The following is a 26,724-nucleotide window of genomic DNA, read 5'->3' as shown; positions in this document are numbered from 1 at the left end:
GTCAGTCCCCTACATGCTAGATTATCCCAGACTTAGTATCTTGTAGGCTTTCACCCCCTTGGTTGTTTGGACGTAAACCACGTTTCCCGCGAGTTTGACTTTTAGCGGCCTCTCTCCCTCCTCAAACTCCCTGCAGGCGATTTTCCTTAGGCTATCTGCTGTGAACACGCAAACGCCGTTTTTCTCGGCTCCGTCGGTTGGATACAGAAAGTAGGCCACTGCAATATACTTTTCATTCACATCGAAGGGCATTCGTATTCCAACGAGTTCGAAAGTTGGAATGTTTATGATGGGGACTTCCCTCCTGTCACTGCCCTCAAAAACGTAAAGGTGGGCCTTGCCTTTGAGATGAGCCGCCGTTATGTACAACCTACCACCCACAAACTTGAAATGAGAGATGTACTCATGCACACAAATCCTCTTACGGAGTTTACCAGTTTCCACGTTTATCAGGTAAAGGCAGTCCTCTCCAAGGAGAATTATACTTCCGTTTTTGTACGCAACTGGCGAACCCCCATGCTCGGTTCTCCATAGCTGGGTCAGGCTGTAGTCGAAGAACGCTATAGTGCTGTGCTCCCGTGAGTAGTGCCCGTAAATGGCAACCCCCTCAGGGGTGCAGAAGTAGGAGCCGGAAAACTCTTCCAGGGTTAGGTTGAGATAATGGGTGTTGTTGACAAAGAGGGTGAAGTTAAGGAGAACGGTGTTATTCGGGGAAACATCTCGCCTCCATCTGACCTCTAACCACTGCGGACACGTGATAAAACCTCTAGACTCCTCTGAGAAATTCACTTCTTTAAACCCTTCATCGAGTTCGATTAAGGGGCTGGGCAGGGGTGTTTGAGTGGAGTTGTCCTTTATTGCTGTTGGAGTCTGCTCCGATGTTTCTTCTTTAGTGGACACTTTCCAGGAGGTTGCTTCATTGTTGTTGCTAAGCTTTGGATATTCCTCATAAACAACCGAGGTCGCTAAAATTAGAATGAGCAAAAATAAAAACAACACAGGGTACTTTTCCATTGACTTCATGGACTATACCCCCGGCCGACCAGCTACCCTCTTTAGAAGGACGTTAACGTCGATGCGGGAGCAGTCCTGAGGGGTTGCCTGGACTTGGCCGGTGGTTTGTGTTGCTTCCGCTTTGAGGGTATGAAAGCCGCCCAGGAGGAGAAGCCCAAGGAGGAGCATCGTTACCCACTTCCGCATTTGCCCTCCCCAAAGAGTTATTGGCTATAATTATTGAGAATTGCATATAACACTTTTGCCTGCAGAATACTGGGATTAAAACTGGCATTTGAATGATATGTTAACTGCTGGAGTTACGCCTAGGGCATTTAAAATGGGAATTAATTACCCAATTCTGTCCATAACTGTTCGTTTTAGGAAAGCTTTTAAAGGCTTTTCCTGAGCCTTTTGTGGTGATGGCAAATGAACGTGTTTAACAGCACGCTGGAGCTGTTCGAAAAGTACAAGCCCACCCCCCTGGTTAGACTCTCGGCGGAGAGGGGGGATGTATTTTGCCAAGCTGGAGTTCTTTAACCCCTTCAGCAGGAGCATCAAGGACAGGGCCGTTTTTAACATGCTTATGAAGGCCATCGAGCGCGGGGACATCAACGGCACGGCCCTTTTTGAGGCCACCTCCGGCAACGTCGGGATTTCTCTTGCGGCGCTCAGCAACGTTCTCGGTATTGAGTTCAGGGCATACCTGCCGAAGCCGACCCCCAAGGCCACACAGGTTCTGCTCAAGGTGCTGGGTGCGGATGTCGTCATGACCGACTTCGAGACCATAGACCCCACCATGGTGCGCTTTGTGCAGGAAGAAGCCAGAAAAGCCGGTGCAATGAACCTGAACCAGTTCGAGAACAACGACAACTTCGACGCCCACTACCGCTTTACCGCGGGGGAGATCGAGGAACAGCTGAGGAGCATCGGGAAAACTCCCGACGTCATAATAGCCGGCATCGGAACTTCCGGACACATAGCCGGCATAGCGAGCTACTTCAAAGAGCGCTACGACACGACCGTTGTGGGCGTCGTTCCGGCGAGGGGTGAGAAGATACCCGGCATTAAGAGGCTTGAAACAAAGCCCAAGTGGTACTTCCAGGTGGACATAGACAGGATTGTGGAGATAACCCGGAACGAAGCTATTGAAGGCGCCTTCAGCGTGGCACGCAGGGACGGTCTCTTGATAGGACTCAGCTCTGGAGCGGTGGTCAAGGCGTACGAGAAAATCTCCAGCGAATTCGGTGAGAAAACCTACGTCCTCATCTTCCCCGACGATGGGTTTAAATACGTGGAGGTCTTTGAAAGCTACTTGGGGATGATATGAAACGGCTCAGGGTTGCCTCGTCTCTCCTTTTTCTCAGCGGATTTCTGCTCCTCTACTACGCTTATTACTTGGCATCGCCGATTTACCTGACCTTTGCGATATTCAACATGGGGCTTGGCTATGGAGTTGGAATTGAAAACAAGACCGCCATCAAGGTTGCCCTCATATATGCTGGTGTGACGTTCTTTTTTGCCCTGCTCTTCCTTATAGCGGGTAACCCCATGGCCTTGATTGAGGTGGCGATAAGCTTCTTCATAATCCACGACATCCTTAGCTACATCAAGGCGGTGGTGAAGGAAGAGGAGGGGGAAGAAAAGCCCAAAGGCGAAACGAAAGACTGATGGATATTTTTATAGCTGGTCGGAGATGCGGAGGGTGAAAACCGGTTCCAGGACTCCTTACATCATCCTAATCGCCGGGTTCTTTGCAATCTTAGGTTCAACGATGAGCAAGTCGCCAACGCTGCCCCTCTATGCCCAGAGCCTCGGTCTTGGAAAGGGGGAAATAGGCCTCGTTGCCGCCGCCTCGACGGTGACGGGTATCTTCATGAACTTTGCGTCGGGCCTCCTCAGCGACGTTTACGGGAGGAGGAAGCTCCTCAAGATGGCGGGATTCGTTTTTCTCAGCGCTCCCCTGCTGTACTTTCTCACAGACAACGCGCTAAGCCTCGCCCTTGTCAGGGTCTACTACGGTGTTGCGACGGCAATCTTCGTCCCGGTGTCCTTCGCATTGGTCAGTGACCTGTACCCGGACCATAAGGGCACCTTCATGGGCTTCCTGAGCTCATCAACTCTCGTTGGCCGCGCCCTCGCTCCTGTTCTCGCGGGGAGCATCATCTATTTCCTGGGGTTCTCGGTGGTCTTTGTCCTCTGCTCACTGACGGGACTGGTCGTTTTTGCCCTTACCTTCAGGTTCCCTGAAACTGGGGGAGAGCTGAAGAGGTTTGAGTTCACGTTCAGCGGAGAACTCCTCCTGATAGGCCTTCTGGACGCGGCCGTTTACATGGCCTACCAGGGCATAGAGACCTTTCTACCCCTATTCTACTACCTCCAGGACAAGGCGTGGCTCTCCGGGCTGATACTCACCGTTGAGATAGCCATAATGGCGGTCGTCAAGCCCTACGCGGGCTACCTAAGCGACAGGGTGGGAAGAATCAAACCGATAGTGGCCGGCATGACGATGGTTGGCCTGGCGATGTTTGTGTTCGCCCTTTCAGAGTCCCTTTCTCTTGTGGTTCTGGGTGCGGTGCTTTTCTCGGTGGGTGCATCGATAAGTGAGGCCTCAACGAAGCCCCTGGCCACCGAGGTATCGAGGCTTCGCGGAACGGCACTGGGATTTCTGGAGAGCATAAAGGATATCGGTCAGGCCCTGGGGCCCGTCTTAATCGGATTTTTGGGCCTTAGAATCGGCTTTGCCCTCATAGGGATGTTTGGAATTCTGTCGTTGGGGCTGTTCCTTTTTGCCCGCCCCGGAAGAAAAGTTTGAAAAATGAAATTAGGCGCACCTCTCCCTGTACTCGCTGCTTATCTCCTCTTTCTTCTCGGTGGGCTCCTTGACGATTATCCTGGCGTCAACCACCACGGCACCCTTGCCCTTCTCGTAGACGAAGACCGGGTTGAGGTCCATCTCCTTGATGTAAGCATCGAGGTCGTTCACGAGTTCGCTAACCTTGAGGAGCAGCTCAACTATTGCATCGATGTCGGCCGGCTTCTCACCGCGCGCTCCAGCGAGAATCGGGTAGCTCTTGATCTCGGTTATCATCTTCCTGGCATCGCGCTCGGTTATCGGGATTATCCTGAATGTGACATCCTTGAGCACCTCGACGAAGATTCCTCCGAGGCCGAACATGAGGGCGTGGCCAAACTGCGGGTCCTCGGTAACGCCGATGATTATCTCCCTGCCGGGCTTAAGCATCGGGGCTATTAGGACGCCGAGGATTTCAGCGTCCGGGCGGTATTTCCTCGCGTTCTCGTGGATAACCTCCCACTTCTCCTTCAGCTCCTCGGGGGTCTTGATGTTGAGAAGGACGACCTTGGCGTCGCTCTTGTGGAGAATCTGCGGGGACATCAGCTTCATGGCGACGGGGTAGCCGATTTCCTCGGCGTACTTGAGTGCCTCGTCCAGTGTCTTGGCGAGCTTTTCCTCCGGAACCGGGAGGCCGTAGGCTTTGAGAACCTGCTTTGCCTCGTACTCAACGAGCGAAGTCCTTCCGGACTTCAAAACCTCTTCAATAACTTTAAGGGCTTCCTCCTTCATGCTACCACCACCGGAAGATTGGGGGGTCAAACCCCCTTCCTGAGGTATTCAGCGTACTTGACAAGGCCCGCCAGGGCGCGGACGCCCCTCTCGGGGGTCGGGTAAACGGGAACTCCCTTCTCCTCAAGGATTCTGGCGTAGTGATCGGTCTTCTTACCACCCATGGCAACGGCAACGATGGGCTTGTCGCTCTTTTTCTGGTATTCGGCGAGGATGTCGATTATCTTCTCCTCCTCAAGGAGCGGAACCTGGAACAGGACTATGACGAGTATCGCATCGACGTTCGGGTCGTTCACGAAGCCCTCGATGGCTATCCTGTAGCGCTCCGCGTCGGTGTCTCCAACCACGTCGGTGGGGTTGCCTGGAACCGCGTGCGGCGGGAAGTTCTCCCTCAGGAACTTTATCGTCTCCTCGCTGAGGTCGGCCATTTTAAGGCCGAACTTGGCAACGGCATCGCTGGCCATAACGCCGGCTCCACCGCCGTCGGTGATGATTCCTATCCTGTCGCCCTTCGGGAGCTTGTCCTTAAGCGCGGCGAAGGCCTTCGCCAGGTCGAACATGTGCTCGAAGTCCTCGGCACGGATTATTCCGGTCTGCTTGAAGACCGCATCGTAAATCGTGTCTGCTCCAGCGAGTGAACCGGTGTGGCTTGAGGCTGCCTTGGCCCCGTACTCGGTCCTTCCGCTCTTGAGAGCTATGACGGGCTTAACCTTGGTTATCCTCTTGGCGCTCTCTATGAACTTCCTGCCGTCCTTGACTCCCTCGATGTAGAAGGTGACGACGTTTATTCCATCGTCGTGGATGAAATAGTCCATCAAATCCGCATCGTCAACGTCGAGCTTGTTCCCGTAGCTGACCATCTTGCCTATGCCTATACCCGCCATCGCAGCCCAGTCGAGCATCGCAGCGGCGAAGGCACCGCTCTGGCTGACAAAGGCAATGGGCCCGCTCTTCGGCCTGTCCATCTTGCTCTCCGGCAGGAAGACCGTGTCAACGCCGGTGTCTGGAACGTAAACGCCAACGCAGTTCGGGCCTATGACCCTTATTCCATTGGCCTTTGCTATCTCGTAGATTTCGCGCTCCAGCTTCTTCCCTTCCTCGCCAAGCTCACCGAAGCCGCCTGTGATGATTATTACCGCCTTTATCCCTTTCTTTGCTATGGCCCTCATTGTATCGGGAACAAACGGGGCTGGAATCGAGATGACGGCCAGGTCGGTGTCCTCGGGGAGCTCATCAACGCTCTTGTAGACCTTGTAGCCCTCAATCTCGTCAAGCTTCGGGTTCACCGGATAGATGTTGCCCTTGAAGATTCCGCGCTCCTTGTTCATCTTGAAGTTCTCAAATATGACGTTTCCAACCTTCCCTTTCTTGTTGGTTGCTCCGATGATAGCGACCGCCTTCGGGTCGAAGAAAGGCTTCATTTCCTCAACTATCTTTTCCGCCATTGGTATCCCTCCGCCAGAAACTGCTTCTCGCAAGAACTTCATTTTAAATGTATAAAAGAGTTGCGTTTTGTAAAAACTGGACGCCAATGAACTGAAAAGTCCATCAATGCAGGCTTTTCAAAAATTCGAAGCTTCTCCGGGCGGATTCGAGGTCGTTGACTTCGAGGGCCCACGTCACCTTGGGGAGCTTTGGGAGCACCCTGACCCACGGAACGGTGCCGTCTCCCAGGGCGAGATGCTCGTCTCTCTCGCCGCGGTTGTCGTGGAGGTGGACGTGGACTATCCTGTCCCCAAAGAGCTCGATGAAGCGCTCAAAATTCCCCGTTGTGGTGTTCAGGTGCCCGACGTCGAAGGTCACTCCAATCTCAACGTCTCCAAGTATCTCCCACAGCCTCTCGCACGTCTGTGCATCGAGGATTACGAAGCGGGGCATGTTTTCAACGCCAATCCTGACCCCGTACTCCAGTCCCCATTCGGCGATTTTCCTCAGGGACTCCCTGTGTATCTCCAGGTACTTTCGCCTGTTCCTCACGCTCACCGGCGAGCAGTGGCCTGGGTGTATCGTGACTGAGAGCGCATCTATCTCTGCCGCCAGTTCTATGCTCTCTCTGATTATCTCCAGAGACGCTTTTCTAATTCTGTCGTTGAAGGAGCCTATGTTGAGGTCGCTGAACGGTGCATGGAGGGTTCTCTTCATGCTCCAACCGTCAAGAACCTCCGCGAAGAGGCGGTAGTTGTTCCTCGTCAGGTAGTGGGGCCATTCGCTCAGAATCTCGACGAAATCGAAGCCCAGCTGTCTTACCCTCTGGACCCATCCCTCCAGGCCGGAGAGGTCCTTTCCGGAATAGGCGGTCATGGAGAGGCCTATCATTCAACCACCCACCATCAGCTTGGCCATCAGCACGACGTATATTGTCCCGAATATGTCGCTGTTGTTAGAGATGAGCGGTATCGCAACGTGGTCGGGGTCTATGTTCTTCCGGAACAGGAAGTAGGATACCGTGTAGGAGTAGAGCATGATGAACAGGACCATGAACGGGTACGTGAGAGCCACTACCCACGCGGAGCCGGGAACCGCCATACCGGTCGTCAGCTTCACGAGGGCTATTCCTATTAAGAGCTTCGTCGTTCCAATGACCGGTGCGGTCGTGAAGAGTGCCAGAATGTCGGTGAATGCCTTGGGACAGAGAAAGCCCTCTATCTCACCGAGGTGGAGCTTCGTTGAGGTCTTCGCGGCTATTATCGAGCCGTAGTTGCCGAAACTGCTGAGGAGCGAGGGGTAGATGAAGCTCAGTATCACGGAAGCTTGGATTATCCCGCTGAACCTGGCGAGTATTGAACCGGATATCGTAGATAGGAGCGCCAGCCCGGTTATGGTTATGAAGACCTGTTTGAGTTCACGAAACTCCTCCTTCCTTACCCTGCTTATCGCGGCGACGACGGCAAACAGGAAGAGCACGACGTAGTTGAAAATCCTGAAGCCCTCTGGGGAGTGCTCTATGAGGAGGATGAACAGCACCAGCGAGGGAACCGTCAGGAAATCGCCCATCGAGGCGACGAGCGGAGCGGCTACGCTGTCAGGGTCGGTGCCGCGCCTGAAGGCGAAGATGGTGACGAATGAGGTGAAGTATCCGAGGATGAAGGAGACCAGTATCGTTGAGGTGACGACTATGAGGAGGACGTCGAAGGCGTTCTTCCTCACACCGGTGGCGACGCCTATGGCCCACAGAAGGAGTATCGGAATGAGCGAGATGAGCATTCTGAGCACTATCTCCTTGAGAACCTTCCTGTCACGGAGGGATGGCTCAAGGTCACCGAGATAGAGCATCGTGGAGAAGCGGGAAGCCATCGAGCCGAAAACGTTCCCGCGGAGGCCCATTATGCCCGGCAGAACCACCAGGAGGCCCGGGAACTGGGTTCTTATGGTCTCAAAGTACTTGCCCAGAAAAGTACCGCCGAATAGGCCGAATATCTGGGATGTAAACAGGGACGGCAGCGTGACTCTGTAGGCTTCCTTGACCTTTTCCTTCAGCTCCTCCCTGACCTCCCCGCCGATCACTGCCATCACTCTCCATTGCCCTCACCCCGTAGACGTTGGCCCTTGCGGGTATTAAACTTTTCGAAGGCGAAAACTAAATAAGATTTCCCTCCCTCCACACATCGGTGAGAGCCGGGTGGAAGAGTGGGACGAAATCGAGGTTCCGAGGAACGTTAAGGACATCTTCGTTGAGATGAAGAACACCGCCGAGCTGATGGTTGACCTGGCCTACTCCTCGATACTCTTCAACGAGGAGGAGATGGCCGAAGAGGTGCTTGAGCTTGAGGAGTACCTCGACCTGCTCAACTACCACCTCATGGTTCACGCGGTTTTGGCGGCTAGAAGCCCCAAGGAGGCCGAGCAGATAACGTCCATTCTTCACATGGCCCACGCCATAGATGACATGTCCAACGCCGCCGCAGACCTGGCGAAGATGGTTCTGGAGGGAGTTGAACTTCACCCAGTCATAACCGAAGCAATACTCGGCAGCGAGGAGATAATAGGCAAAATCTACGTTTCGGCCGATTCGATACTGGTGGGCAAAACCCTGGAGGAGCTGGATTTGGCCACGAACACCGGAGTATGGATAGTCGCGGTGAGAAGGGGCAAGCGCTGGATTTTCGACCCCGACGGGGACTTCAAGATATTCCCCGGGGACATACTCATAGGAAGGGGAACGAACACCTCCATAGACTACCTCAAGGAGATAGCCAGGGGCAACATCAAGGTGATGGGCAATGAGTGAGCTTGAAGAGATTAGGAACTGCCTCATAGAGATGAAGGACCTCTCATCGCTCATGGTTGATCTGGCCTTTTCCTCGGTGATGTACAACAGCGAGGACATAGCGGAGGAGGTTTACCTGCTTGAGGAGCGCATGGACGAGCTGACCCTCAAGGTCAAGAAGCTCGCTCTGATGCTTGCCAAGAAGGAGGAAGACCCGCTCAAGCTTCTCAGCGTCATAGACATGGCCGAGATAAACGAGCAGATAAGCGATGCCGCCTACAAAATATCCGACCTCGTGCTCCGCGACGTTGAGCCGCACCCGATAATCCGGAAGATAATGGAAGAGAGTGAGGAGGAACTCGGCAGGGTGACGGTTCACAGGGGCTCTGTTCTTCACGGCAAGACCCTCGAACAGCTCAAGCTTCCCAGCAAGATAGGAACCAGGATTCTGGCCATAAAGCGCGGGAGCAGGTACATTTACAACCCGGGACGGAACGACGTCATAAAGGAAGGCGACGTGCTCATAGCCGTTGGCTCCGACCTTGACAGGCTGAGGAAGCTGGCCGGCGAGGAAGTGGAAGAGGAGGAGTGACTTTTTTCCATCGAAAACTTTTTATCATTCTTGATGGTTTTAAATTCGATGCCGACTCGGAAGGACAGGGTGTTCCTGTTTGGCCTGCTGGTGGCCATACTGCTGGTCTACTCGGCGGACTGGCTTCACGGAAGAACCGTCTCCTCGCCCGGGGAAACAAGTGAAGCCGTGCTGGACACGTGGAACTTTGAGGCCAACGTGAGCAACCTCTCCTGCATCATAGAGCACTGGAAGCCGCTGGGCTTTTATTCCTTCAGAAGCAGGGGTGACCTTTTCATCGAGCTCTCATATTCTGCAGAGGCGATGAGGAACGTGGGATGCGATGATTTTTTGATTTCCGGGGACTTCACGATACATCTTATGCCAAGGAACGGCTCAATCGCAATAAGGAAGGTCCTCTTCGTTGCCGAGAATGTAAGCAACGCCTCAGTTGACCCAATCTTTCCCAAAAGGGAAGGCGTCATGTACTTCAAAACGGCCGACGGCAGGTTCGAGATAACCGAGGCCTATGTGCCCGGCCTCGAAATCTGGCAGGCTATCAGGGCCGAAGCTCTGAAACCAACGTGGGGCGATCCCCTCGACATTACCCCCGTCATTCCCCTCGACGTCAGAGGATCGAGGAACGTAAAGGTCATCGAAGCCAGGATGAGGTTTAGGCTGGAGATCGAGTATCTCTTGAGAACCGGATTCTTCAAATCCGAGAAAAGGAGAATCGAGATAGAGATTCCCGCGGTTTATCTCCTGTACGGGCTGGATAACTGTCCCTATGAGTGCGAGCCCTAAGCCTTTCCCTTTATATCAGCATCCGTAACGAGGCCCTTCGCGTAGGGACACAGCTCCCTCAGCGGACAGGAATCACACTTCGGCCTTATGGGGTTGCATATGTTCTTTCCGTGGTCCACCATAGCGTGGTTCACGTAAATCCACTTCTTCCTGGGGATTAGCCTCATCAGGTACTCCTCGACCTTTTCCGGAGGAACCCTCGGCGGGGCCAGACCGAGGCGCTTGCTTATTCTGTTCACGTGAGTGTCCACGGGAATCGCCTGTTTCCCGAAGCCGTAAGCCAGTACTATGTTGGCGCACTTCCTCCCGATTCCCGGCAATTTCATGAGCTCATGAATGTCATTGGGAACTTTCCCGCCGTACTTTTCGAGGATTATCCGGGAAGCTTTGACAATCCACTCCCCCTTGGTCTTCCAGAGGCCGACACCGTTCTCCCGCAGAAAGCGCTGCATCTCCTCGACCGGCGTGCTGGCTATCGTCTCGATGTCGCGGTACCTCTCAAACAGCCTCTTCCATACCTTGTAGGTCACCTCATCCCTCATGCGTTGGGAGATAATGCAGTGGATTAAGGTCCTGTATGGATCACCGATGAGGAGCTTCTCCCTCGGATAGGTTTTCATCAAAACCTCGACGATTCTCTCAGCCCTTTTCCTCTTCTCCTCCCAGGTTTCATCGAAAGTGAAGCCCTCAAGGCTTAACGAGCCTGATTTTGTTCCCGTCATGGATTATCACCACTGTTCCTTTGGAGACCCTAACTCTGTTAAGTTCCTCGAACTCGTCGCTATAAATCTTTTGCCCGATGTGGTTCAGAATTAGAACCTTTCTACTGAGCACAACGACAAAGCCACCATCAAAGGGAACAACTTCCCTCACCGGCTCGTCGAACTCGAAGTCCAGAACCTCCGTAACTCCGGTAGCGAACTCCACCCTCGTGTTCCTGCCCACCTTCAGCGGCGATGGCTCGGCCAGAAGAACCTTAAAGCGCAGTGGCTTTCCGAGGAGCTCAACCTCAATCTCCTCCCCGGTTCTGACCTCCCTCCCGGTGAGCTTGTTCTTTATGACCTCGCCGAAATCTGCCGGCAGTTCTGCCTCGAAGAGGGGTCTGAGAACGAGCCTCACACCGATCACCAAAAAAGGTTTGAAGAATGGGTAAAAAAGGTTACCTCAAACCGGAACGGCCGCAGTTTGGGCTAAAGTGCTAGTGCTTTGGACAAATGCGTTCATGAACTCGACAAAGACGTGGCTGTAGGCCCAGTCCGGGTCGTTCGTGCCTCTGTGAGTCGGTGAAACCTGCCCCTCCGGTCCGGGGTGGTCGCGGTCCACGCTCCAGAAGGCGAGGGAGCGTATTCCATGCTGGATAGCCCAATCCACAAGTTCCTGGGCATCTTCGATTGTGAACACACTGTGGTCGTCGTTCACACCTATCATCGGGGTGAGGCCAATCACGCCCCAGATTTCATTGTCCTCCTTTTCTGGATAGAGCCCATTGAGCTGGCTGAAGACGTGCTCGGCAACGCTTATCGCGTTGTCCGCGTTGGAGGGGGTCCAGTAGTAGTCCATCGTCATTGGATTGACCCTGTCTATCTCGACGCCCTTCTCAACCATCGTTTGGATTATCGAGTAGCCGTTGCCGACGAGACCCGCCCCCGGGTCGCTTGGAAGGGTGAAACTGAACTTTACCCAGGGTATTTCCCTTTGGACTATGAGCAGGGCATCTGCCAGGAGATTGGCGTCGATGCTGGACTCTATGTCAAAGTCGAGGTATGTGACGTTGTAGGTGTCGATGACCTGGAGGTACCACTCGGCGAGCTGCTCAGCGCTCTTGGCCTGCTGGCAGAGATACGGCCCGACTGCCCCTCCAAAGGCTATTATGACATCACCTCCGGCTTTTCTCAGCTCTCTGACCTCATCGACGTAGTGCTCCAGCTCCAGCGAACCCCCCCAGCTCGGACCATCATATGCCGAACCGTAGAGGATAAAAGCGAGGGTGAAGTACGGTGTTCCAGTGAGGTTGTAGTATTCAACGAGGGGCCTGTGCACACTGGTGAGGCTCATATCAACGTATGGGGCGAAGAAGTGCTCGGGAAGCCCAGGTTCGGCGGGGACATAGGTAGTGTTGGAGGGAGCGGTGGTGTTTTGGCTTCCACTCTCTGAGGTCTGGTCCTCCGATGAACCGTCGCCGGTGGTGTCGCTCTGGTTCTGTGGAACGGAGCTTCCCTTGGGCCAGACGTCCCAGGTTTGGCTGTTCACCTCAAGAACCATCTGCTCCACCGGCTCGCTTCCCGTCGCTATGAACCCGAAGCTTGCGGTTGGACCGCGATTCCAGCTGACTGGCATGAAAACAATCCATTCATCTTCCTCAGATTTGCTGACGCCCCAGAAGCTCGAAATGGAGGAGCCCTGGACGAGCTTGACCTTGATCTTCCAGTCATAGGTTCCGTTGAGGTTTAGCGTTACATCGTACTCTGTATCACCCCAGTCAGTTACCTGGACACTGATCGAATCTGGTTTGGTTAGCTCCGTGGAATTCGCGTTATTGTTCGATGATTCGGTTGAGTTTGAGGGTGTTGTGTTCTGGGAGCCCCCCGGGATTGTGGAGTTGTCCTGCGGAATATTCACACCTTCCGGCCACAGATCCCACACTTGGCCGTTCACCTTCAGAACCATTTCCTCAACTGGCTTGCTTCCACTCGCAATGAAGCCGAAACTCGCGGTTGGACCGCGATTCCAGCTGACTGGCATGAAAACAATCCAGCCGTTCTCCTCGGCTTTGTTCGCGCTCCACAGGCTCTTCACGACCGAGCCGTTTCTGAGCATTACCCACAGCTCCCAGTCGTAGGTTCCGTTGAGGTTCAGGGTCACGTCGTACTCGGTATCTCCCCAGTCAGTTATCGTGACGCTTATAGTATCTGGTCTCAGGACATCTGAGACATTGGTTCCGTTTCCATAGGTGCTGCCTTGACCACTGTCCGTCTGGTTTTCCTGACCTGAGGTGGTTCCGTTTCCTGGAGAGGGAGATGTTTCATTGTAGATAGGCTCTGGAACCGTCAGGTTTGCCGAGACACTGGAGCTGATGTAGTAAGTGTCCGGGAGCCATGCAGGTGGTCTCTCCTTGAGGTGGTCAAGGATTGTGTCGAGGAGCGGGTGGTCGCTGGTTCCGGGCTTCCTATCCGCGGTTATCTCCCAGACCATAACTCCCCCGATGCCGTTCTTGAGGGCGTAGTCCACCTTTATACCTATGCTCTCGGGGTCGTCGTAACTTATGAAGACCTTCTTGGTGGGTGAGTATGCGTAGGGCACCATCGCCACGGGATCCCAGTAGCGCTGGTACTCACCGCTCGCTATCTTGTTGACGATGTCCCAGTAGTCCATGACGCCGTAGGTCTCGCTTGCGGGCCCCCAAGTACCGTCGGGTGTTCCGCTGAAGCTCTGGTAGAGGCCGTTGTTGGTTGATGGAACGTTGGAGAAGCTCCTTCCGTAGAATGGCAGGCCGAGGACGACCTTGGTCCTGTCGGGAACGTGGTTGATGTACCACTGTACCGAGGCGTTCACGTTGAAGTTCCACTTGACGTTCGGGTCGGTGTATGGGGCGTTTGGATCGGCGTAGAGCGGGGCGTTGTGGCCGGTTATGCTCTCCCAGGCGCCGTGGTAGTCATAGGTCATGACATTTATCGAGTCGAGGTACCTGCTCGCCTCGGTCCAGTTGATGCGGGAAGCCTTAACCGGGTCGGCGGGAACAGCGGCGGTTATGAGGTAGTCCCTGTGGTCAGCTTTCTCGGCTTGATCGAAGACCTCCCTTATCGTCTTGAGTAGGAGCACGAAGTTCTTCCCATCGTCAGGACTGGCGTAGTTGCTATCAAGCCCTCCGCCGCCTGGATACTCCCAGTCAATATCAACGCCGTCCAGATGGTACTTCCTAATTATCTCCAGCACGCTCTCGGCGAACCTCTGGCGCTTGGCCGGGTCGGCTGCGACCGGCGAGAAGTACTTGCTGAGCGTCCAGCCGCCGACTGAAACGAGAACCTTAACGGCGGGATACTTCTCCTTGTACTCCTTCAGCTCCTCGAGGTTGAGCGGGTCAGCGTAGGTGTCGTAGTAGGTAACCGTCCCGTCCTCTTTGAGGTCCAGGAAGGCGTAATTGAGGTGGGTGACCTTATCCCAAGGTATGTCGCTGACGTAGAACTTCCTCGCGTAACGGCCCCATGAGATGTAGTAAACTATGACGCGGTATGGCTCGTATGGAGTTTTCACCTGGAGAACGCCAGAGGGGATTCCCCTCGAACCGTCCTTGAGAACGGGGACGACGGCGTAGAAGTATGTGGTGTTGGCCTTCAGGCCATACCGATCGAGATAGCTGGTTGCAGGGGTCACGTCGCCTATGAGCTCCCAGGCCTCCCCTCCTGGCGCGTTCTGGGTCCAGTACTTGGCGCGCCATATTTTGCCATCGTACTCGACGACGTCCCCCTGCTGGTAGGTCTCCCCAGGCTCGTAGGGCGGATAGGTACTCCAGTTGATGACGACGAGAAGGTTGTTGGGACTTATAAGGTTGAGTGGGTTTGTTGATCGGTATATCTCATACTCCTTAACGTTGTCCGCTGGAGTCCATGTAAGATTCACGATGTCCCAAGCTATCGCTCTCCCACTCAGCTGGATGTGGGAAGCCGAAACAAAACCAAAGAACGGCAGAGAGGGCACTGCCGAGAGCATTATAATGGCCAAGATTACTGCCGCAGAGATTCGCCTTTTATTCAAACTGGCCACCTCCAGGGAGTACTCATAGAGTTATCTCAACTTTCTTATTTATAAATTTCTCGGTTTTTGTAATTTTGTCAGAAATTGGAAAATTCATTGGATTTATGATTCGTGGGGTGCTGTCCAAAGGTTTATAAACAGATATGTCGAGCGATATATCGGTGAAGCAAATGGAGCGCCCTAATTTTCGCGGTTACATGAAGATACTCGTGTTGGACCTCCTCCGGGAGCCGATGCACGGCTACGGAATAATGTCCGAACTTGAGAACCTCTACGGGATAAAACTGAGCGCGGGGACGGTCTATCCAATACTCTCCTCCCTGAGAAGAAGCGGGCTCATTGAGGTAGCTGGAACTGGAGCACGGGACAGAAAAACATACATCCTCACGGAGAAGGGGAGGAGGTACTTAGAAGAGCACGCGGAAGAACTGGATGAAGTGAAGCGCAGAATGCGTGCATACAGGGCCTTCCTTGAGCTGGGCGGCGACGAGCTGAGGGCCGCCTTCAGGGAATTCTTTGAGTCTGCGGACAAACTGACGGACGAGCAGAGAGAGATGATTCGGAGGCTCTTCACTGGCTGCGCGAGGGAGCTGAGACTGATTCTTCTTGGAGGTGGAAGTTATGAAAGCGATTGAGGTTGAGAACCTCGTTAAGAAGTACGGCGACTTTGAGGCCGTTAAGGGTATTTCGTTCGATGTAAAGCAGGGGGAGATATTTGCCTTCCTCGGCCCGAACGGGGCCGGGAAGACCACGACGGTTCACGTCCTCACGACGTTGCTGAAGCCAACATCTGGAAGAGCCATAGTCGCTGGCCACGACGTCGTCAGGGAACCGATGGAAGTCAGAAGGAAGATAGGTATAGTCTTCCAGGATCCAAGCGTTGATAGAGAACTCACCGCCTACGAGAACATGCTCATTCACGGCAGGATATACGGCGTTGAGAACCTGAAGGAGAAGATAGAGCGCCTCCTCAAGTTCGTCGAGCTGTGGGAGTTCAAGGACAGGCCTGTCAAGTTCTTCTCGGGCGGAATGCAGAGAAGGCTTGAGATAGCCCGCTCGCTACTCCACGAGCCGGAGATACTCTTCCTCGACGAGCCGACCATAGGCCTCGACCCGCAGACCAGGGCGCACATCTGGGACTACATCAGGGCCATGAAGGAGGAACACAACATGACGATATTCCTCACCACCCACTACATGGACGAGGCCGAGCAGTTAGCCGACAGGATAGCGATAATGGACCACGGGAAGATAATCGCCGAGGGCACCGCTGAGGAACTGAAAAAGCTCGTTGGCAACGATATAATCTACCTGAAGCTCCAGGCAAGGGAGGAGCTCAGGTGCCTCAAGGCGGATTTCATCAAGGGCTGCAAGATGCTCCCGGACGGGAGGATTAGGCTGGACGTGGACAACGCGGCAGAGGCGCTTCCAAGGCTCTTCGAGCTGGCGAAGGAGAGCGGAGTTAAAATCCTCGAAGTCACATACCACAGGCCGACGCTCAACGACGTCTTCCTGCACCTCACCGGCCGGGAAATCAGGGACGAGGGCGGAGAGGCCAACGTGGCAAGGATGATAATGAAGGCGAGGATGAGGAGGTGATTGCATGCAGGTCTTCCTCACGATGATATACCGCGAGCTGAAGCGCTTTTCCCGCTCACGAGCGAGGGTTATCGGAAGTATAATCAACCCGCTCATCTGGCTCATATTCTTCGGAAAAGGCTGGAGCGGTGTCTTCGACAACCCCATGGCGGCCCCGATATTTGGAGGCGTCGACTACATGACCTACCTGGTGCCGGGAATTATAGCGATGACGGTCTTCAACATGAGCTTCATGCAGGGCATAACGCTCATCTGGGACAAGCAGTTCGGCTTCCTGAAGGAGATTCTCGTTGCCCCGGCGAGCAGGACGGAGGCAATCCTCGGCAGAATCACAGGAGGGGCGCTCATGGCCATGATACAGGGCGTCATAATCCTGGCACTCAGCTTCACGATGGCCGACCTCAGGGTGAGCGGAATACTCCCGGCGCTGGGGTTGAGCTTCCTCGTGGGCCTGGCCATAGCGGGCATGGGAGTGGCGATAGCCCTCAAGATGAGCAGCATGGAAGGCTTCCAGATGATCGTCATGATGATAATGCTCCCAATGACGTTCCTCAGCGGGGCCTTCTACCCAATAAAGACGATGCCCGAGTGGATGCAGTGGCTGGCGAAGGTGAACCCCCTAACCTACGCGGTGGACGGCTCCCGCTACTACCTGGCCGGCGTCGAGCCGACCTTCGGAATCGTCACTGACTGGGTGGTGCTAATCGGCCTCGCCGCGCTCTTCGCGGGAATTGCCGCACTTGGCTTCAGGAAGGCCACGATAGACTGAGGTGAATAAAGATGAGGAAGCAGATGCTCACAATGCTCTGCGTCGCCCTTGCGGGCCTCATCTTCATCCCCACGGTCTTTTTCAACCAGCCCCTTTTCGCCCTCATCGGGGTGTTTTTCGACTGGCTGCCCCTCCCAACCGGCTGGATGAAAGCCGGCAGGGAAATAAACAGGACCTTCCTGAGGCTTCACGTGACCGTGACCCTGATAGCCTACGCGATATTCGTTGGGTGGCTCGTCACAGGAACGGCAACTGTGGGGTTTGCCTTTTTTGAGGTCTGGTGGGTAGCTGTCATCTTCGGTGTGCTGATGGGATACTGAGATTTCAATTTTTAGTCGAAATCTTTTTATTCTTCTACGTTCTAAAACCTTCGATGCGGAATGAGTGAGGTGGCCATCCCCGCAATCCTGCTGACACTCGGCGTTTCGGTCTTCGGCGTCTATCCCTTCCATCTCTTCAGGAAGGGACGGCTCTCCCTGGAATCGCTGGTTGTGTACCTGGCCTTTATGGCTTGGGTCATGACATTATCCATCGGGGCAATTCTCGACAGTGGTCTCCTCATAATCGGCTCGTTTGGAATGATGCTGCTAACGGCCGGTCTCGCTCTCGCGTTCCGAAAGGAGATGCTGAGGGACTCTTACTCCGTCGAGGTCTCACCGGAGGAGCCCCTCAGGCTACGCTGGCTGGTAACGCTCAACTCTTCCTTCTGGGTGTGGTTGGCCTACCGCAGGGGCTCAACGCTGGCGGCGACCCTCAACGTCATTATAACGTACCTGGCCGTCGTGGCAACGCTGTTCCTTCTGAATCACTTTCTCGGCGGCCATTTCCCCCTCAAGTCCTTCGCGGTGATCTATGCCGTCATCATGCTCTTTCATTTCAGGGGCGTTTATCGGAGGCTTTACGAGAAGACCGGTGTGGACTGAACGCGGTAGCCTTAAATCCCCCAAGCGCGTACTGCTTCCGTGGGTTCAATGGCTGGAAGAACGGAAGCTGAGGGGAAAGTACCCGGACGGGAGGAGATTGAGGAGCTCGAAGAGGCCCTGGGAATAGCGGACCACGTCCACAACATCTTCGTGATGGCGCTGATAGTTTCCACGATAATTTCGGGGATTGTGTGGGTTTACGAGAGGTTGGTTCTCTCAAACTCCATCCCAATGCCGCTGGAGATACAGGCGATGGTGGTCTTCCTCGTGGCCTTCGCTGCGACCTTCTACATCACCAACGCGAGGAGAATGAGGAGAGGTTACCTCATCGCCGGCGCCTTCCTTCTGCTCCTTGCCCTCTGGGGCCTTGAGGCCGTCCTCGCGGGGGTAGAATCCATGGAGGAGAGGGTGCTCATAGCCGCTTCCTTTATCCTTGGAATCGTAGGTCACGTTCTCTACTCCAACAGAAGGTTGATGGAGAGGGTAGAATGGTTCCTGATGCTCCTCCTCGCGGGAACACTCGCGGTCGTTCTCCTCGTCTGGCTGTTTACCCTTTGAGAAGACCCTTGAAGCGCTCGTAGCTTTCCCTGAATGCCTCAAGGACTGGAAGCTTCTCCCCCGCGAAGAAGCTCAGCATTGCGCCACCACCGGTTGAGACGTGGCTTATTCCGGTAATGTTGTGCTTGTAGATGCTCGCTATTGAGTGGCCTCCCCCGACTATGCTGAAGGCCGGACTCTCGCCTATCGCCCTGAAGACCCCTACGGTACCCACCGCGAACTCCTCACGCTCGAAGACGCCCATCGGCCCGTTGGCCACTATTATCTTGGCATTGAGCAGAACCTCGCGGTACTTCTCAACGGTTCTGGAGCCGATGTCGAGGATCGGGTGCCCGTCGAAAAGCCACTTCTCCTCGCTCAGAAGGTCAACCTCAACGCGCTCGCCCCTGTAATCAACGGCGAAATCAACGGGAGTCCTCACGTAGGGGTAAAAGTCGTTGAGTATCTCCTCGGCCCAGTCCACCAGTTCGAGGAGGCCCCTCCTCTCCATGAACTCCAGGTTTGTGTCTCCAAGGTGGAACCCCTTGGCGAGGGTGAAGACGTGACCGACAAGTCCACCGGTGAGTATGACCTCCGCCCTGCCGTTCCTCAGCACGTTCTCGGCCACGCGGAGGGAGTCGTCAACCTTTGCCCCTCCGAGAACATAGACCCTTGGCTTCTCCTGGGTCTCGTAGGCCTTTGTGAGCGCCCGGACCTCTTTCTCCATCAGAAAACCCATTATCATCGGCTTGAGCCTTGCGAAGCCCACCAGCGATGGCTGGCTTCTGTGGGCGGCGGCAAAGGCGTCGTTCACGACGTAATCGATGAGCGGGGCAAGCTTCCTCACGAAGAAAGTTTTCTCACATTCCTCAATCGGCTTGTATTTGATCTCCTCTGCAGAAAAGCGGAGATTTTCGAGCATTATGGCCTCCCCGGGTTTAAGCGAGCCTATCTTCTCTCTCGCGTACCTCCCGAAGATGTCCTCGACGTATTCAACCTCCTGGCCGAGGAGCCCGCTGAGTATCTCGGCGTGCTGCTCGGTAGTTATGTAATCCCCCTTGTACGGCTTGCTCTGGTGTGTTCCAATGACGAGCTTAGCCCCGTGCTCAAGGAGGTATATTATCGTCGGGAGAACCGCCCTAAAGCGGGCGTCGCTGATGATTTTGCCATCCTTGACCGGGGAATTCAGGTCGGCCCTCAGAAACACTGTCCTGTCGTGATAGCTGAAGTCCGTGAGCCTGAACATTTCATCACCATCCAGGTGTTAAATGCCCCCCATTAAAAACTTATTTTGAACACTTCGGGTGATAACAGATTTCGGGGGAAAGAGATTTATAAAATGAGGTTCAAAAATATTTTAGTGCCTGATTTCGCTTTCATAGGTGAGAGTGATGCCGTGGACCCAGGATATAATAATGATGGCACCTGAGGATGTTCTCATTGAAAACGTAATCGAGTTGCTCAAAAGAATGGGCTTCAGGGAGTACGAGAAGGTTTCAAGCAAGAAGGACTGGGGAATAGACATCGTGGCCATAAGGGACGATCCCATAGCCGGCATGGAGAAGCTCGTCATAGCCGTTCACCAGAAGGGGCTCGCATCATCGCGTGACGTCAACGTCTTCGCTGATCTCGTGGACAAGTACAAGGCTGACAAGGGGATACTCATCTCAACCGCGGGGTTCACCAAGGACGCCAAAGTTCTCATCTCCAGGGAGTACAGGGGGAGGATAATCCCCTGGGACGGGGAAAAGCTCATCTCGCTCTTCCACAACTACTCCCTTGAGCCACCGGAGGAGCTCCTCAAGATGGCCGAGAGCGCCAAGAAGAAATCCGAGAAAAAGAGTCCCCTGAATGAGTTTGAGCTCGATGCCCCTCTTCTCCACGAGTTCTCCGCCCAGGAGGTGTTCAAAAAGGTAGCCTCCTTTGCCTCGTCCCAGTACCCAATCAAACCCTCCGAGATGAGCCTTCAGGCACTCTCCGTGACGCTCTCCAGCGCCTACATCTTCTCCTGGTCTGTAGAGGGAGGAGAGGAGAAGGACAGGGCAGTGGTCTTCTCGGGGGAGGACATAGTTCTGCGTGCAACAGAGGACAGGAAACTCAGCGTCCCGGTGACAAAGGCGCTCCTCAACGATGCCTCCTCCATTCAGGCGACCGAGAGGTACATAGAGGTTCCAATAAGTCCGAGCGAGGCGGTTCTGATACTCAAGGAACGGGCCGCCAGAGAGCTGGGGATCGCTGAGGGGAAGATCTCAATCCACGAACGGAAGAAGGTCTACGTCCCAAAGCTCGCCAAGCTCGACCTTAAGGTCGGTGAGAACACAGCGAAGGCCACCGTCAATCTGGAAAGCGGTGATGTCAAGTTCGAGATAAGCCCCCTCCCTGACGAATACTTCATTGGAAAGACCGAGGAGATAGTCCTCAAGCAGACCGGCGAGGAAGTCCTTGAAAAGGAGCTGAAGAGGGACAAGGGCAGGGTGAAGATATCCGGTAGAACCAGGAGTTTTTCCTTTGAGATTACCTTCAACGAGTACACGGGAAAGCCCCTCAGCCTTGAGGCCCTTCTGAGCGACGAGGCGCTAGACGAACTCCTGAGAAAGACCTATCCGCGTGGAAAAGTGATGAACCTTGAGAAGGGCAAGAAGGTGGCCGTGGCGGATATTTTGCTGGATGATGGAATAGCGGTCCTTGAGGTTGACCTGACCACTGGAAAGCACTCCGAGGTCAGAAGGCTTCCCTCACCGGAGGAGGCATTCAAAAATGCCAAGGACGTCATAGAGGGTAACTTTCCGCTCAGAAACCTTGAAATGAGCTCGTACCGCGTGCTGGAGCACAAGTACTTGGAACTGACCCTTGAAAGCCCCGATGGCAGGGCAGTAGTTAAGGTGGACGGCGCCACAGGTGACGTTCTGGACTACCTCGTCGAGATAACCCCAGAGAGGGCCAAGGAACTGGTGGCCGAGAGGTATCCAGAGTTTGAGATAACCTCCGTTGAAGAAAAGGATGCAGAGTACGTACTCAAGGCCGAGAATGAAAGGCATGTGGTTACAATACGTCTCAGCAAGGACGGTAAACTCGTTGAAGAGGTTGACCGCGTCCTGAGGAAGGAACTTGCCGAGAAGATAGCCTTGGAACGCGCGAGAGAAATCGATGATGAGGCGAGCATAGACTCGATATCCCTGAACGACAACTGGGAAGTCCAGTTCACCGGCAAAACGAAGATTGGAACCCTGGTTCTCCACAGGGCCACCGGCGAGGTTATTGAAGAGAACGTGCGCTTCACGGAGATGGCGATAGAGGCCATGTACCACGAGCACCTGAGGATGGCCTTCGGGGAGGATGGGGTCAAAACCGAGCGGCTGACCCACTACAAGGACAGGGGGTACATAAACATCAAGGTTTCCGGCGCCGAGAGGTTCTACTACGCTCGGATAGATACCAGGACAGGAAAAATAATAAGCGAAGACACGGCACCTATAAAGGGAATAACGGCGAAGCTGAAGCAGATTCAGCTGGATAGCAAATACAAGTGACTATGTCATCAGCATGTTCTCTATCATTTTTATGGCTTCCACTATCTTTCTCTCCGGCTTTTCCTCGTTCTTTGGTATCTCCAGGTTTATGACGAGCCTCTCCTCCTTGCTGTCCTCGAAGTCATACACCTCAAGCTCCTCGACCTCGACGTCCTCGAAGATGCTCTCTATCTCTGGGCTTATTATCTTCTTGTCGTTGCCGTAGACCTCGACGCGCACAACGTCCTCCGTCGTCGAGGCTATCACCATTATCTCGTACGCACCGACCTTCTTTGTGAAGCGGAGAACGCTTCCGTAGCCTTCAACAGCCTCCTTAAAGCCGAGCTGGTGCATGGTGCTCCTTATGGCCTCAGTCTTGCTCTTTATCCTGTTCAGAATCCTCTCGCGGAGCTTGTAGCTCTCCTGGAGGGCCTTCTTTATCCCCTCCCCGGCATCCTCTATAGTACCCTCCCAGATGCCGATGACCTTGATACCAGAAGAAGTGGGCTTGAGTTCTATCTTGATTGAGTTTATATCGAAGTCTCGCAGGTCATCTATTTTAAGCTCGCTCAGCGTGAGGATGTCGAATTCCATCCTCACGATGTTGCCAAAGGCCTTGCCCCTGAACTTCACCTTCATCACCATGGTGGGCTTATGGGGACGGTTTAAAAACTCTTCCCTCAGGATGGCAGGCGGAAGATATAAAAAGGGGAAGAAAAGACATCACTTCCTTCTCCTGAGGAATGCCGGGAGAAGGGCCATAGCCACCAGAGCCGCGGGGCCACAGATGCCCCCGCCCTCAGAGGGAGTACTTGTTGTCGTGGTTGTGGATGCAGTGTGTTCGTACGTGGTCTCGCCCTTGTTGCCGTAGAAGTCCTCAACGACAACCCTCAGGGTGAATTCCGAGGAGTTTATCGTGAACTGGCTGAAGTAGTTGCCCTTGACGTCCCAGGGGTTGGTAGAGAACGCCGGGTAGGTCGCCACGACCTTTCCGTTTTCAATGACCTCAACCTTGGCACTCTTTATCCCGACGTTGTCGCTGGCGTCGAAGAAGACCTTAACGAGCGTTCCCGGCTTCGGCTTCCTCGGTGAGATGTAACCGAACTCGACACTCGGCTTCTGGGTGTCCTTCTCCTTGACCACCACCAGCTGGCTCTCGCCCTCGGGCACCGTGACGTTCAGCAGCATGTAGTAATTGCCGCCTATCTCCCTCTCGGCGATAACCTTGTAGGTTATGGTGGTCGCGTCGGGGTCAACCTTGGCTCCCTCGGGTATTTCGACCACTATCGGACCGCTGACGGCTTTGCCCAGGTCGTTGAAGAAGTGCACGGCGCTTCCATCTTCACCGTTCTGCCTGAGAACGACGAACTCCTGGGGAACGGGCAGGGAGCTTATCCCCGGGTGGAGAACGTCGCCCGCCTTTGGGAAGGCAACGGTGCCGTTGGAGTAAACGTATATGACCTGGGAACCATACCATGAGGGGACGTCGTAGCCATGGGACAAGTCCGCCTTGCTCGGCGGGTTGCTTGTCTTGTCTGGTGCCCCCGTGGTGGTCAGGGTGTAGAACCAGTGCTCGTTCCCGTCCTTGTCAATGTACAGTATTGGCTTGTCGTGGTGTATGTGGCCTGCCAGGACGAGCCTGACGTTGTACTTCTCCACGAGCTGGAGGAAGTACCTGGCTATGTCCTGGTACTGGCCCTCCTTTCCAGCCCAGTCCCAGCTGACGTACTTCAGGAGGGCGTTCCAGTCGTTGTCATCGAAAGCGGTGTAGCCCTTTATGGTACCGTACTTGCCCTCATCGGTCTTGTACCAGAACGGGTGGTGCACGAGGACTATGACCGTCTTGTTCGGGTGGGATTTCAGGACGTCCTCCATCCACTGGAGCTGCTCCATCTCCGGATGCCTCTCCTCACCCCTGCTGTCAAGGCCGATTATGAGGAAGTTCCCGATGACCTCGTAGAAGTACCTGGGGCCGACGTACTTTGAGTAGTAGGTGGGCGGGTGGTCGTGGTTGCCCTTGATGCTTATGAACGGCATCCCTGCGGCCGTTCCGTGGAGGATCGCCAGGTCAAAGAGCTGATAGCCCTTCTTGTCGCCGTTGGTGTCAACGTCGTCGCCCGTACTTACCATGAGGTTTACCTCGCCGCTGTCCACCATGGCGTAGTACGTCATGAAGCTGTCGGTGGCCGTGTAGCTGTGCATCGGTATCGGGTCGTCGCAGTACTTGAGTATCTCGGGGATGCTCTTCTGGAAGTATTCCCCGCACACGAAGCCCATCTTTGAACCGCTGGTCACGTGGAAGTCGCTTCCCTGGGCAATCTTGAGAACCTCCGGAGCTTCCTTCATGACCCAGACGCCGTTGGGAATGGTCACCTCTCCCTTGTCGCTCTTAACGACAAGGAAGTACACGTCGGGGGCAGCGTCCTCAGGTATCTTTGCCTTGACAATTCCGTTTTCGGTTCCGAGTATCTGGAGGTCGTACGGACCGTGGAGAATCGAGACTATCTGTAATCCCTGGATTGAAACACCCTCTGCCGGTTGCACCTCTATCGTGTCCCCTGGAAGGCCAATCGCTGGAACGCCCGGTAGGGGCCTTAGAACGATGTCGCCCGGAGTCACTGCGGTCTCTGCCTTAACCGGAGCCGATAAAACCGCCGCAACGGCGAGGAGGGCAAGAATTATTGCAATGGCTCTTTTAACGGCCATGGTATCACCAAGAAGAGGTGGTACAACTAAATTATAAGCTTTCCTTTCCATACCTGAAGGGATTTTCATGAAACTCCATCCAGAATCTCCCCAGCCCATTCCACGATTCTTTCCGCGATTTCCGAACTTCCCCCAAACCGTCTGTACAGGGTGTAATTTTCTTCTATTCGTTTCCCAAGCCTTCTGGCCACCTCGTCTTTCCCCTTCTCAATGGCCACAGGGAGCCGCGTTAGGTCAACCGCCATCTCTATCAGCACGCAGTCCGCCCTGCTCAGGGGTCTGTTCGGGAGGTCCCCCCTTATCTCCCCCTCCGGGGCCAGGGAGCACGCCAGAATCGTGGTCTCCCCAAGCTCGTCCTCGTAGGGCTCTTCGCGGGCATCGACCCTTCCGTAGAATCCGGGGAGGCCCCTGACCCATCTGAAGCCTCCGCTCTCCTCGAACTCAAGGCTCACCGGCAGGTTCAGGCCGAGTCTCACGAGGAGCTCGGCGTCGTTTGTTATCTGTATCGATGCGTACGGATGTTCCCTAAGCTCCTCAGCACTCTTCCCTCCGAACAGCTTGAAGAACAGCAGGTTTCCTCTCCTCACAACACCCACGGGGGTGACGTTTGACTTCGTGACCAGCAGAACCTCGTAGACCTGCCCCTCCCTAAACAGCTCCAGCATCCGACCACCAAAGGGGAATGGAAAAGGGGGATTTAAAGCTGCTGCTTTGGAAGGACGATTATGTCGTCCCTCTCGACGTAGAAAGTGACCTCCTGCAGGGGTCTGAGTCCCGCCACTTCCCTGTCGCTGATGGTCCTTGCGATTATCCTGGTCTCCCCGAAGAGGCCAACGACCTCGATGAAGAAGCCGTAGTACTCGATGAGGTCAACGGTTCCGGTGAAGGAAACGGCGTTCTCCACCGGCTTGAGCTGTATCCTCTCCGGCCTGATGACTATGACAACATTGTCGCTCTCCCCCGTGTAGTACAGTCCATCGAGCCTTATGCCCTCGAACTCCACCGTAACGCGGTCGCCGTTCCTCTCCACGACCTTGGCCGGGATGACGTTGGTCTTGCCCATGAAGCTCGCCACGAACTCTGTCCTCGGGCTCTCGTATATCTCCTTCGGCGTTCCGACCTGCTCGACGGTTCCGACGTTCATGACGGCTATTCTGTCGCTTATGGCCATGGCCTCCTCCTGGTCGTGAGTAACGTAAATCACCGTTATGCCGAGCTCGCGCTGTATGCGCCTTATCTCGGAGCGCATCTCAAGGCGGAGCTTGGCGTCGAGGTTGCTCAGCGGCTCGTCCAGGAGGAGAACCTTCGGCTCCACGACGAGGGCCCTGGCGATGGCAACGCGCTGCTGCTGGCCACCGCTCAGCTGGGTGGGGTAGCGATCCTCGAAGCCCTTGAGCTTGACCAGCTCAAGCGCCCACTCGACTTTCTTTCTTATCTCCTCCTTGGGGAGCTTCTTGAGCTTGAGACCGTAGGCTACGTTGTCAAAGACGGTCATGTGGGGCCAGAGGGCGTAGTTCTGGAAGACGAGCACCGCTCCGCGCTTGCTGGAGGGAAGGTAGGTGACCTCCTCGTCGCCGAAGTATATCGTTCCGCTGTCCGGAAAGTCCAGGCCCGCTATGATCCTCAGTGTCGTCGACTTTCCACATCCGCTGGGTCCAAGCAGCGTGAACAGCTCTCCCGCTTTTATATGAAGGTCTATCCCCTTAAGGGCGACCGTTTCTCCGAAGGTTTTAACGATGTTTTCAAGCTTGACGTCAACCATCCCAAC

Annotated in this window: 26 protein-coding genes; 13 read left to right on the top strand and 13 right to left on the bottom strand. The window is 54.6% G+C overall.

All coding sequences use genetic code 11. The features are described 5' to 3' along the window. Nucleotides 1-21: 21 nt before the first annotated feature. On the bottom strand, nucleotides 22-1,023 hold the full coding sequence (locus E3E37_RS08625; RefSeq protein WP_167716626.1) for a hypothetical protein: 1,002 nt from the start codon (nucleotides 1,021-1,023) through the stop codon (nucleotides 22-24). A gap of 481 nt (nucleotides 1,024-1,504) precedes the next feature. Here E3E37_RS08625 and E3E37_RS08620 point away from each other — a divergent pair, with 481 nt between their 5' ends. The 3 genes from E3E37_RS08620 to E3E37_RS08610 are packed head-to-tail and all read left to right on the top strand — an operon-like array spanning nucleotide 1,505 to nucleotide 3,808. Then, nucleotides 1,505-2,323 carry a cysteine synthase family protein gene (locus tag E3E37_RS08620; protein WP_167716624.1) on the top strand — a complete coding sequence of 273 codons (819 nt, stop codon included), beginning with the start codon at nucleotides 1,505-1,507 and terminating at the stop codon, nucleotides 2,321-2,323. Further along, nucleotides 2,320-2,664 carry a hypothetical protein gene (locus tag E3E37_RS08615; RefSeq protein ID WP_167716622.1) on the top strand — a complete coding sequence of 115 codons (345 nt, stop codon included), beginning with the start codon at nucleotides 2,320-2,322 and terminating at the stop codon, nucleotides 2,662-2,664. Before E3E37_RS08620 ends, E3E37_RS08615 begins: the two co-directional genes overlap by 4 nt. 25 nt (nucleotides 2,665-2,689) lie before the next feature. After that, on the top strand, nucleotides 2,690-3,808 hold the full coding sequence (locus tag E3E37_RS08610) for an MFS transporter (protein WP_167716619.1): 1,119 nt from the start codon (nucleotides 2,690-2,692) through the stop codon (nucleotides 3,806-3,808). A 9-nt stretch (nucleotides 3,809-3,817) separates the two neighbouring features. Here E3E37_RS08610 and E3E37_RS08605 read toward each other — a convergent pair whose 3' ends face one another. The 4 genes from E3E37_RS08605 to E3E37_RS08590 all read right to left on the bottom strand — a co-directional run bounded on the left by E3E37_RS08605 (nucleotide 3,818) and on the right by E3E37_RS08590 (nucleotide 8,089). Beyond that, entirely contained in the window at nucleotides 3,818-4,579 is a 762-nt protein-coding gene (locus tag E3E37_RS08605; RefSeq protein ID WP_167716617.1) for an acetate--CoA ligase family protein, read from the bottom strand. 26 nt (nucleotides 4,580-4,605) lie between these two features. Further along, nucleotides 4,606-6,024, bottom strand: a complete 1,419-nt coding sequence (locus E3E37_RS08600) for an acetate--CoA ligase family protein (RefSeq protein WP_167716858.1) — start codon at nucleotides 6,022-6,024, stop codon at nucleotides 4,606-4,608. A gap of 103 nt (nucleotides 6,025-6,127) precedes the next feature. Next, nucleotides 6,128-6,895 carry a sugar phosphate isomerase/epimerase gene (locus tag E3E37_RS08595; RefSeq protein WP_167716616.1) on the bottom strand — a complete coding sequence of 256 codons (768 nt, stop codon included), beginning with the start codon at nucleotides 6,893-6,895 and terminating at the stop codon, nucleotides 6,128-6,130. Next, nucleotides 6,896-8,089 carry a magnesium transporter gene (locus E3E37_RS08590; protein WP_167716856.1) on the bottom strand — a complete coding sequence of 398 codons (1,194 nt, stop codon included), beginning with the start codon at nucleotides 8,087-8,089 and terminating at the stop codon, nucleotides 6,896-6,898. A gap of 109 nt (nucleotides 8,090-8,198) precedes the next feature. Between E3E37_RS08590 and E3E37_RS08585 the strand changes: the two genes are divergently transcribed. The 3 genes from E3E37_RS08585 to E3E37_RS08575 are packed head-to-tail and all read left to right on the top strand — an operon-like array spanning nucleotide 8,199 to nucleotide 10,161. Next, on the top strand, nucleotides 8,199-8,807 hold the full coding sequence (locus E3E37_RS08585) for a potassium channel family protein (protein ID WP_088864908.1): 609 nt from the start codon (nucleotides 8,199-8,201) through the stop codon (nucleotides 8,805-8,807). Then, nucleotides 8,800-9,378, top strand: coding sequence for a potassium channel family protein (locus tag E3E37_RS08580; RefSeq protein ID WP_088864907.1), 579 nt, complete (start codon nucleotides 8,800-8,802; stop codon nucleotides 9,376-9,378). The genes E3E37_RS08585 and E3E37_RS08580 overlap by 8 nt, the downstream gene beginning before the upstream one ends. Nucleotides 9,379-9,426: 48 nt before the next feature. Continuing rightward, nucleotides 9,427-10,161, top strand: coding sequence for a hypothetical protein (locus E3E37_RS08575; protein WP_167716614.1), 735 nt, complete (start codon nucleotides 9,427-9,429; stop codon nucleotides 10,159-10,161). On the opposite strand, the gene nth is transcribed toward E3E37_RS08575, so the two are convergent. The 3 genes from nth to E3E37_RS08560 are packed head-to-tail and all read right to left on the bottom strand — an operon-like array spanning nucleotide 10,158 to nucleotide 14,913. Then, nucleotides 10,158-10,883 carry an endonuclease III gene (gene nth / locus E3E37_RS08570; protein WP_167716612.1) on the bottom strand — a complete coding sequence of 242 codons (726 nt, stop codon included), beginning with the start codon at nucleotides 10,881-10,883 and terminating at the stop codon, nucleotides 10,158-10,160. The two genes, E3E37_RS08575 and nth, sit on opposite strands and share 4 nt — an antisense overlap. Further along, entirely contained in the window at nucleotides 10,849-11,280 is a 432-nt protein-coding gene (locus E3E37_RS08565; RefSeq protein WP_167716853.1) for an ATPase, read from the bottom strand. The genes nth and E3E37_RS08565 overlap by 35 nt, the downstream gene beginning before the upstream one ends. A 45-nt stretch (nucleotides 11,281-11,325) precedes the next feature. Continuing rightward, entirely contained in the window at nucleotides 11,326-14,913 is a 3,588-nt protein-coding gene (locus tag E3E37_RS08560) for a glycosyl hydrolase family 18 protein (RefSeq protein WP_167716610.1), read from the bottom strand. 170 nt (nucleotides 14,914-15,083) lie between these two features. Between E3E37_RS08560 and E3E37_RS08555 the strand changes: the two genes are divergently transcribed. Genes E3E37_RS08555 through E3E37_RS08530 form a run of 6 tightly spaced genes read left to right on the top strand, consistent with a single transcriptional unit; the run spans nucleotide 15,084 to nucleotide 18,762 of the window. Beyond that, the gene (locus E3E37_RS08555) at nucleotides 15,084-15,548 is read left to right on the top strand and encodes a PadR family transcriptional regulator (protein WP_167716851.1); all 465 of its coding nucleotides are present in this window, start codon (nucleotides 15,084-15,086) and stop codon (nucleotides 15,546-15,548) included. Next, nucleotides 15,535-16,512 (top strand): ATP-binding cassette domain-containing protein, encoded by a 978-nt coding sequence (locus E3E37_RS08550; protein ID WP_167716608.1) that lies wholly within the window; start codon nucleotides 15,535-15,537, stop codon nucleotides 16,510-16,512. Before E3E37_RS08555 ends, E3E37_RS08550 begins: the two co-directional genes overlap by 14 nt. A 4-nt stretch (nucleotides 16,513-16,516) precedes the next feature. Next, nucleotides 16,517-17,281, top strand: coding sequence for an ABC transporter permease (locus E3E37_RS08545; RefSeq protein WP_088864901.1), 765 nt, complete (start codon nucleotides 16,517-16,519; stop codon nucleotides 17,279-17,281). Between the two features lie 11 nt (nucleotides 17,282-17,292). After that, on the top strand, nucleotides 17,293-17,601 hold the full coding sequence (locus E3E37_RS08540) for a hypothetical protein (RefSeq protein ID WP_167716606.1): 309 nt from the start codon (nucleotides 17,293-17,295) through the stop codon (nucleotides 17,599-17,601). A gap of 60 nt (nucleotides 17,602-17,661) precedes the next feature. Continuing rightward, on the top strand, nucleotides 17,662-18,204 hold the full coding sequence (locus E3E37_RS08535) for a hypothetical protein (RefSeq protein ID WP_240921959.1): 543 nt from the start codon (nucleotides 17,662-17,664) through the stop codon (nucleotides 18,202-18,204). A 48-nt stretch (nucleotides 18,205-18,252) separates the two neighbouring features. Beyond that, on the top strand, nucleotides 18,253-18,762 hold the full coding sequence (locus E3E37_RS08530; protein ID WP_167716847.1) for a hypothetical protein: 510 nt from the start codon (nucleotides 18,253-18,255) through the stop codon (nucleotides 18,760-18,762). Here the strand turns inward: E3E37_RS08530 and E3E37_RS08525 are convergent. After that, nucleotides 18,752-19,987 (bottom strand): phosphoglycerate kinase, encoded by a 1,236-nt coding sequence (locus tag E3E37_RS08525; protein ID WP_167716604.1) that lies wholly within the window; start codon nucleotides 19,985-19,987, stop codon nucleotides 18,752-18,754. The genes E3E37_RS08530 and E3E37_RS08525 overlap by 11 nt on opposite strands. A gap of 145 nt (nucleotides 19,988-20,132) precedes the next feature. Between E3E37_RS08525 and E3E37_RS08520 the strand changes: the two genes are divergently transcribed. Beyond that, entirely contained in the window at nucleotides 20,133-22,271 is a 2,139-nt protein-coding gene (locus E3E37_RS08520; RefSeq protein WP_206204077.1) for a restriction endonuclease, read from the top strand. On the opposite strand, the gene E3E37_RS08515 is transcribed toward E3E37_RS08520, so the two are convergent. The 4 genes from E3E37_RS08515 to E3E37_RS08500 all read right to left on the bottom strand — a co-directional run bounded on the left by E3E37_RS08515 (nucleotide 22,272) and on the right by E3E37_RS08500 (nucleotide 26,718). Beyond that, complete coding sequence (locus E3E37_RS08515; protein ID WP_167716602.1) at nucleotides 22,272-22,895, bottom strand: hypothetical protein; 624 nt, start codon at nucleotides 22,893-22,895, stop codon at nucleotides 22,272-22,274. A 78-nt stretch (nucleotides 22,896-22,973) separates the two neighbouring features. Continuing rightward, nucleotides 22,974-24,956, bottom strand: coding sequence for a metallophosphoesterase (locus E3E37_RS08510; RefSeq protein ID WP_167716600.1), 1,983 nt, complete (start codon nucleotides 24,954-24,956; stop codon nucleotides 22,974-22,976). A gap of 65 nt (nucleotides 24,957-25,021) precedes the next feature. Further along, nucleotides 25,022-25,621 (bottom strand): DUF447 domain-containing protein, encoded by a 600-nt coding sequence (locus E3E37_RS08505; protein ID WP_167716598.1) that lies wholly within the window; start codon nucleotides 25,619-25,621, stop codon nucleotides 25,022-25,024. A 32-nt stretch (nucleotides 25,622-25,653) separates the two neighbouring features. Next, a complete protein-coding gene (locus tag E3E37_RS08500) occupies nucleotides 25,654-26,718 on the bottom strand; it encodes an ABC transporter ATP-binding protein (protein ID WP_167716596.1) in 1,065 nt (354 codons plus the stop codon). Between the last annotated feature and the right edge of the window lie 6 nt (nucleotides 26,719-26,724).

This window comes from Thermococcus sp. ES12, assembly GCF_012027515.1.
Lineage (GTDB): Archaea > Methanobacteriota_B > Thermococci > Thermococcales > Thermococcaceae > Thermococcus > Thermococcus barossii.
Note: the sequence above shows the minus strand (reverse complement) of the source record. Positions and strands in the feature narration are given on the sequence as shown.